Source organism: Candidatus Buchananbacteria bacterium CG10_big_fil_rev_8_21_14_0_10_42_9, from assembly GCA_002773845.1.
Classification (GTDB): domain Bacteria; phylum Patescibacteriota; class Patescibacteriia; order Buchananbacterales; family 21-14-0-10-42-9; genus 21-14-0-10-42-9.
In genome coordinates this window covers 1-6201 of the sequence record PEZZ01000048.1, presented here as the reverse complement: position 1 = coordinate 6201, position 6201 = coordinate 1, and the positions used below count along the sequence as shown (strand labels likewise).

Sequence of the window (6201 nt, the reverse complement as noted above, 5' to 3'; positions counted from 1 at the left end):
TGACAATTATAATTTTAATGCGTCAGATATCGAAGTGGTTTCTAGCAACGCCCAGTTAATCGGCAGCCCAGGCGGGGGCGGTTCGGGGGCAACTACTGACCCGTCTTTTGATGTGCCTGATTGGGCCCCAGTCAATTGGGATGTTAATGGCCCGGAAAGCGCACCAACAATTTCACTTCAAACGCCAGGCAACCCCGGTAACTTTGGAGAAATTTCCATCCCCACAAATAGTAAGCGCCGCAGTTTGGGAGGCCTTTGGCAACAAGCTTTTACTACGACCGTGGCCAATCCAGACACGGCTACTTGTTCGTTTGATTGGCAAGTCACCGCCGCTGACCCGAACGTTCAAGTCTCTCGCCTGGAAGTGTTTTTGGATAATTTTTCAGGTGAACCATCGCCCGGGGCAACTGGCGTTTGGTCGCAAAACTTTACTACTACTAGTGGATGGCAAACGGTCAGTTTTGATTGCTCTAACAGTTTAACTACTGCCGGCACTTATTATTTTAAGCTAGGGGTGTGGCTTGAAAACTCAAACAACGCTGGCAATACCCCAATCACGGTGGGTTTTGACAATGCCCAAGTGCAGTGGGGCAAGGCTGGCACTATTGTGTACCCGACAACTAATCCTGGAGTTAATCCTTTCAACTCTTACACCGGAACAATAGAGAATTGGTTTAGTTTCACTGAAACAGCGAGTAAACCCGTAGGTACAGAAATTTATTACCAGCTATCAGATGATGATGGTACTAGCTGGCAGTGGTGGGACGGGGGAGCTTGGGCATTGGCTACTATTGATAATGTCAGTACGGCCAACGTGGCAACAGAAGTCGACGCTAATATCGCAACTTTTCCAATTGTGTCTGGCCGAATTATGTTTCGCGCATACCTAGCTAGTGACGGTAGCGCACAACCACAACTTGATCGTGTTACCATAAGTAGCGGTGCCGTAGTTGGTAGCAGTGGATATACACTTTTAGGCATTTTAGAATCATCAGCCTTTGATACTGGCGGTCAAAGCGCTTTTAATACAATTCAATGGACAGAAACTTTGCCTTCTGCCAATGAAAATATTCAGGTGCAAATTTCCACCGCGCCGGATGATAGCGGCAGCCCCGGCACATGGTCGGCTTGGACCGGTTTAAGCGGTAGCGGCACTTATTTTGTTGATCCGAACGAGACTGTGATTCCTTTAACCAGCGGGCATAATGATGATCAATGGATACGCTACCGGGTAGAATTATTAGGTGATGGAACAGACACGCCGGTGCTTCAAGATATTACACTTAACTACACGCCATAATGGTAAACAGCAAATCGCGCTTAGCCAATAGCAACGACGGCTTCACGATGATTGAGATGATTATCTATATCGGTATCGTCGGTATGTTTTTAACAGCGATTAGTTTAATGGCGTTGGAAGTGAGTAGCGGACAAGCCAAAACGCTTGTGACTCAGGAGGTACAGCAAAATTTACGCTTAGCTAATCAACTTTTAATTCAAGATATTCAAGCCGCTGCTGATATTACCTCGCCAACTGTTGGTGGGAGTGGCAACACTTTAATTTTAGATAATGGCGCGCTTGACGCGATTACTTATACAATTAACGGCAATGTTCTCACTCGTCAAATTGGCGGTAACCCGCCAGTTGAAGTTACGACTGACAATGTAGTTACGACTGCGGCCTTTGAAAATTTATCTTACAATAATCGTTCACGCAATGTGGGCGTGACTTTGAATGTCAGTTTTAATAATCCTTCTGGCATAAGCGACTTTGATGCTAATAGTAATGTGACATATGCCGTGGAATTAAAGGGCCGGCGATAACATGAGAGCTAAAAAACGTTATAACTTTAAGGACAATCATGGCGGCTATATCGCAATGATTTCGCTTTTAATCATATCGGCTGTGATTTTATCAATTGGCCTTTCGGTCAACAGCCGAAGCGCGGAAGAATTATCGATGGGCTTTGCCGCGAGCCGAGCCCATATGGCTAAGACATTAGCGGAAGCTTGCCTAGAAGACGCGTTATTAAAATTACGCCTTGATTTTAATTCCTATTCCGACAGTTTGGTGATAAACGGGAATACTTGTATAATTAATGCAGTTGTAACTGCGCCAACAGCTGTCGTCACTGTTAGTGGCACAGTTCAAGAATACACCCAACAAATTTCTACTAGCTTGGGTAATAGTAGTGGAACCTTAGAAATTACTAATCGTCAATAAGATGTCATTTAGACGTGAAATTTTTGGCCTGGATATATCTGATTTTTCCATTGAGGTTATGCTGTTGCGCCGCCGTTTCGGCCGTGTGTCGGTTAAAGCTTACGGCCGTGAAAAGTTAGACGCGGGCATAGTTGCCAACGGCAAAATTTTAAAACCTAAGGAATTGGCTAAAAAAATTAGATCAGCGCTCAAGCACGCCAAGCCCTCAGCAATTAAAAGCCTTGAGTGCGTCGTGTCATTGCCAGAATCTCAAGTTTTTACTCATACTTTTACCTTGCCCGCTAATTTAAAAAGAAAGCAAATCCAAAACACTTTACCATTTGAAGCTGAAAAGGTAATTCCGATAACATCTAACGAAGTCAATTTTGACTTCAAAATTTTACATAAAGATAAGGATGGCCAAGAAGTTTTTTATCTTTCCACCCCATCAAAAATAGTTGAAAGCTACACAGAGGTTTTATCTCAAGCCGGCGTTGAGGCCGTGGCAGTTGATTTAGAATCCAATAGCTTAGCCCGTGTTTTAATTAAAAACCCGAACCGGGCAACTATGGTTGTTGATATCGGCGCGCGCACTACCAACGTCAGCGTTTATGACCGTTTTGGCGTTCGTTTTAGTTCAGTGATAAGGTTGGGTGGCAACGATTTAACCGATGCCATTGCCAAGCAGTTAAAAGTTTCACCGGAAGAGGCAGAGAGTTTGAAAAGAAAAAATGGATTTACGCGCAAAGAACAAGGCAAGGTATTCATGATAATTCAAAATCATTGGGCTAAAGTTATCCATGAATTAAAAGACATAATAGAATTTTATCAAGCCAGCCACGGCCGTGATATCAACCAAGTTATTTTAGCTGGCGGCACTAGTATGTTGCCAAACATTAGCCAGTATTTTAAGGACAATTTGGGAGTTGACTCACTTTTGGGTGATCCGTTTCAAAAGATAAAATCTAGCGATGTTGAACTAAATGGTAGCGCCGTACTTTACGCCAATGTAATTGGTTTAGCTTGGCGAGGAATCATGCGCCGGCCTGAAAAGCAGGGGATAAATTTATTAAGTTTACAAGCCCATCGTTTTAAGGTATTACCCCAAAAGGCAGAAAAAGTTGCTTGGCGTAGAATCTATAACGGCAGCGTGGCTCTTTTGATTTTTGTTATCGCTTTAGTTGGATTAATTTGGGCTAGAAGAGAATTAAGTTTTTTACAGCCAGTTAAACCAAATTATGAGCAAGTTATTGTTCCCGAAAACGATTTTGATGTTGACGCGCTAGATGAATTACGCCAAGAGGAGACAAACACTTTGACGGATTTGGCGACTGGCACGGCAACCACCACAAAAACACCGGAACCGATAGCTGAAGTTGCGCCCAACGAACAAGAAGTTGAGCAAAACTATGTCGTTGTAGATGAAAATTCGGTTGGATTTTTAAATGTACGTTCAGGCCCGAGTACCTCAAATTCTATTTTAACTAAATTAGACATAGGCGATGAATTACAATATCTTGAGCGCCAACCGGGGTGGGTATCTGTAGTTTTGGACGATGGTACTGTCGGATGGGTAAGTGACCAGTACGTGAGTTTTAAATAATGAAAAATTAAGCTAAATGTGGTATACTATTAACAATTGTGGAAAATTAGCCAATCATAAAGGTCGATTTTGGCTTTAAATTAAGACCTCAAAATAAATAAATAATGCTTATGTTCAAAAACAAAAAAGGTTTTACCTTAATTGAGCTATTAATTGTCATCGGTATTATCGCAATATTAGCCGCCATTATTTTTGTGGCCGTGGACCCAGGCCGGCGTTTGGGTGAGGCGCGCGATGCTGATCGGTGGGGCGCGGTTAATTCTATTTTGAATGCCGTGCTGAAATATTCGGTGGATAATGCAGGCAACCTTCCTGGCTCTGGCGGCGATGCATTAGTAGACAATGCAACGGATGTTCAAATCCTAGGAACCACTGACGACTCGGGAGTGGGTTTTTGCGCCGGCGGCTCAGCCCCGACGTGTGCTGGGCAAACTGTGGATAGCACTGATGACGCTTGTTTTGTTGATTTAACATCAGCTCTGGTTGATACTTATTTAGCGGCAATTCCGGTTGATCCTGATACGACCGCAGGTTACGGCGATGCCAACACCGGTTACTACATTCGTAAATCAGCTAATAATCGTATCGAAGTAGGTTCATGCAACCCAGAACAGGTCGCGGCAATTAGTGTCCAAAGATAAAAAAGTTATTGAGCCGCCAAGTTTAACTTGGCGGCTCTTTAGGCAAAAATTATGGATCAGGCAGTCATCAAAGATGTCCTAGAAGGTCAACGGGTAATTGAAAATAAGCTCCAAGACCGCTACCAAGCAATTTTAGCTAGTAGCGATATTTTTTCTAAATTAAATGACGCTGATAAATCGACAGTTGAAGAAATTTTAAAAACTTTATTGAATGATGCTAAAAAACAGTCAGAAATAGTAAACGATTATTTGCACAAATATGCTTAAGGGCGACGTTATAAATTTATTACAGGATGCCTTAGATTTGGAGCAGCGAGGAAGCGGTAATTATGAAGAGTTGACAACTATTTGCGGCGAGGATAAAAGCGTTTGTGAAGATTTTCAATTAGCCATGCGATATAAAACAAAACACATTGCCTTGCTTCGTGAAGTAATTCGAATCTTACAAAAGTAATATGGCTAAAGCCGTTTTTATAGTATCGTCGCAAGATTTTAGGGACGAAGAGCTATTTAAACCAAAATCAATTTTAGAACGCGGGAAAATCAAAGTTGACGTAGCCACTCCGGACGGCAAAGAAGCGCACGGTAAAAAAGGCGCTAAAATTTTCGCCAACTTAAAAATTATTGATATTGACCCTGAAAAATACGACGCTATTATCTTTGTCGGTGGGGGCGGAGCTGGTGATTTTTTTCACGACGAGCAAGTTTGGAAGTTGTCGCGCGAATTTGATGCCCAACATAAAATTATCGGAGCAATTTGCATTACCCCAACTATTTTGGCTAACGCGGGAATTTTACTCGGTCGTAAGGTTACCGGCCACATCTCTCAAACTGAAAGACTAGTTTGCCGCGGAGCAGAGTATAGCGGAATGCCGGTACAAATTGATGGTAATTTAGTCACTGCCAAGTTTCATACGGACGCTACAGAATTTGGCGAGAAATTATTACGGACCATTGGTTATCAGTAGGTTAAATTGAAATATATTTATAAAATGGCCAATTTAGGCCATTTTTTGTATTTTTATATGACAATGCTTGCCAAAGATGTATATATGATATAGTTATTGTGTACATATTATTGACAATGCTTGCCAAAATAAAGTAAAATTAGTTTAATTGTGGAAAACTTAAAACAAAAATAAAATGCGCTTTGGGTTGGAAATTCTGCATATTATTCAATCCATTAAGCCCTTCGGTACAACTTTAGGGGTAAGACTTTATCGCCAAAATATATCGAAGGCTTTTTTAGTTTCTAAATTCAAGTTAAAGCGAAAATCCTAATGCCGCTTCATCGTGACAACATATTGACCTTAGAAGAAGTTGCTGAAGTATTTAAAGTTTCGATGCGTACAGTGTATCGATGGGTCGCTTCCGGGGAGTTAGAAGTTTCTAAGATAGGCCATAAAACTTATCGTGTCTTTGAATCAGATGTAATTAAATTCATGAAATCCAGGCGAATGAAATAATATGGATGTTTATATTCACCATAAAGTAGATCCGCATTACCGCGCTTGTTGGTATTATCGCAACCGCCGAGTCGGGTGGCTTTGGATTTTACTTGCTACGATAATATTTGGTTTATATTTCGTGTTTGGCTCAGCCATTAATCAATTAGTTTTTAACGCTGAAGACGCCCGCGCCGCCACCGGCATTCCGTCAATTATTAACTATCAAGGTAAACTTCTTGATTCTAACGGCGCGGCGGTAGCCGATGGTACTTAAAGTATGAAATTTACACTTTACGATAGCTTGGA

Annotated in this window: 9 protein-coding genes and 1 pseudogene; all 10 read left to right on the top strand. The window is 41.8% G+C overall.

From position 1 onward, the window contains the following. Nucleotides 1–1300 (top strand): hypothetical protein (locus COT81_05665; GenBank protein PIS04603.1); only part of this gene is annotated, 1300 nt, incomplete at its 5' end. After that, the gene (locus COT81_05660) at nt 1300–1824 is read left to right on the top strand and encodes a hypothetical protein (protein PIS04602.1); all 525 of its coding nucleotides are present in this window, start codon (nt 1300–1302) and stop codon (nt 1822–1824) included. The genes COT81_05665 and COT81_05660, both read left to right, overlap by 1 nt. A 1-nt stretch (nt 1825) precedes the next feature. Then, complete coding sequence (locus COT81_05655) at nt 1826–2224, top strand: hypothetical protein (protein PIS04601.1); 399 nt, start codon at nt 1826–1828, stop codon at nt 2222–2224. 1 nt (nt 2225) lies between these two features. Further along, nucleotides 2226–3806, top strand: coding sequence for a hypothetical protein (locus COT81_05650; GenBank protein ID PIS04600.1), 1581 nt, complete (start codon nt 2226–2228; stop codon nt 3804–3806). Between the two features lie 110 nt (nt 3807–3916). After that, nucleotides 3917–3994, top strand: a pseudogene (locus COT81_05645) (pilus assembly protein). Between the two features lie 504 nt (nt 3995–4498). Next, a complete protein-coding gene (locus COT81_05640; GenBank protein PIS04599.1) occupies nt 4499–4714 on the top strand; it encodes a hypothetical protein in 216 nt (71 codons plus the stop codon). Continuing rightward, the gene (locus tag COT81_05635; protein ID PIS04598.1) at nt 4707–4901 is read left to right on the top strand and encodes a hypothetical protein; all 195 of its coding nucleotides are present in this window, start codon (nt 4707–4709) and stop codon (nt 4899–4901) included. Before COT81_05640 ends, COT81_05635 begins: the two co-directional genes overlap by 8 nt. A 1-nt stretch (nt 4902) precedes the next feature. Then, nucleotides 4903–5415 (top strand): DJ-1 family protein, encoded by a 513-nt coding sequence (locus COT81_05630; protein ID PIS04597.1) that lies wholly within the window; start codon nt 4903–4905, stop codon nt 5413–5415. Nucleotides 5416–5727: 312 nt separating this feature from the next. Then, nucleotides 5728–5913: a hypothetical protein gene (locus tag COT81_05625; protein ID PIS04596.1), complete on the top strand. Its 186-nt coding sequence runs from the start codon at nt 5728–5730 to the stop codon at nt 5911–5913. Between the two features lies 1 nt (nt 5914). Continuing rightward, nucleotides 5915–6169: a hypothetical protein gene (locus COT81_05620; GenBank protein PIS04595.1), complete on the top strand. Its 255-nt coding sequence runs from the start codon at nt 5915–5917 to the stop codon at nt 6167–6169. Nucleotides 6170–6201 lie beyond the last annotated feature (32 nt).

Bases quoted from the DNA above. Each gene is read 5' to 3' on its own strand.
- COT81_05655 (PIS04601.1), top strand. From the start codon at position 1,826: ATGAGAGCTAAAAAACGTTATAACTTTAAGGACAATCATGGCGGCTAT.
- COT81_05625 (PIS04596.1), top strand. From the start codon at position 5,728: ATGCCGCTTCATCGTGACAACATATTGACCTTAGAAGAAGTTGCTGAA.
- COT81_05620 (PIS04595.1), top strand. From the start codon at position 5,915: ATGGATGTTTATATTCACCATAAAGTAGATCCGCATTACCGCGCTTGT.
- COT81_05650 (PIS04600.1), top strand. From the start codon at position 2,226: ATGTCATTTAGACGTGAAATTTTTGGCCTGGATATATCTGATTTTTCC.
- COT81_05630 (PIS04597.1), top strand. From the start codon at position 4,903: ATGGCTAAAGCCGTTTTTATAGTATCGTCGCAAGATTTTAGGGACGAA.
- COT81_05640 (PIS04599.1), top strand. From the start codon at position 4,499: ATGGATCAGGCAGTCATCAAAGATGTCCTAGAAGGTCAACGGGTAATT.
- COT81_05660 (PIS04602.1), top strand. From the start codon at position 1,300: ATGGTAAACAGCAAATCGCGCTTAGCCAATAGCAACGACGGCTTCACG.
- COT81_05635 (PIS04598.1), top strand. From the start codon at position 4,707: ATGCTTAAGGGCGACGTTATAAATTTATTACAGGATGCCTTAGATTTG.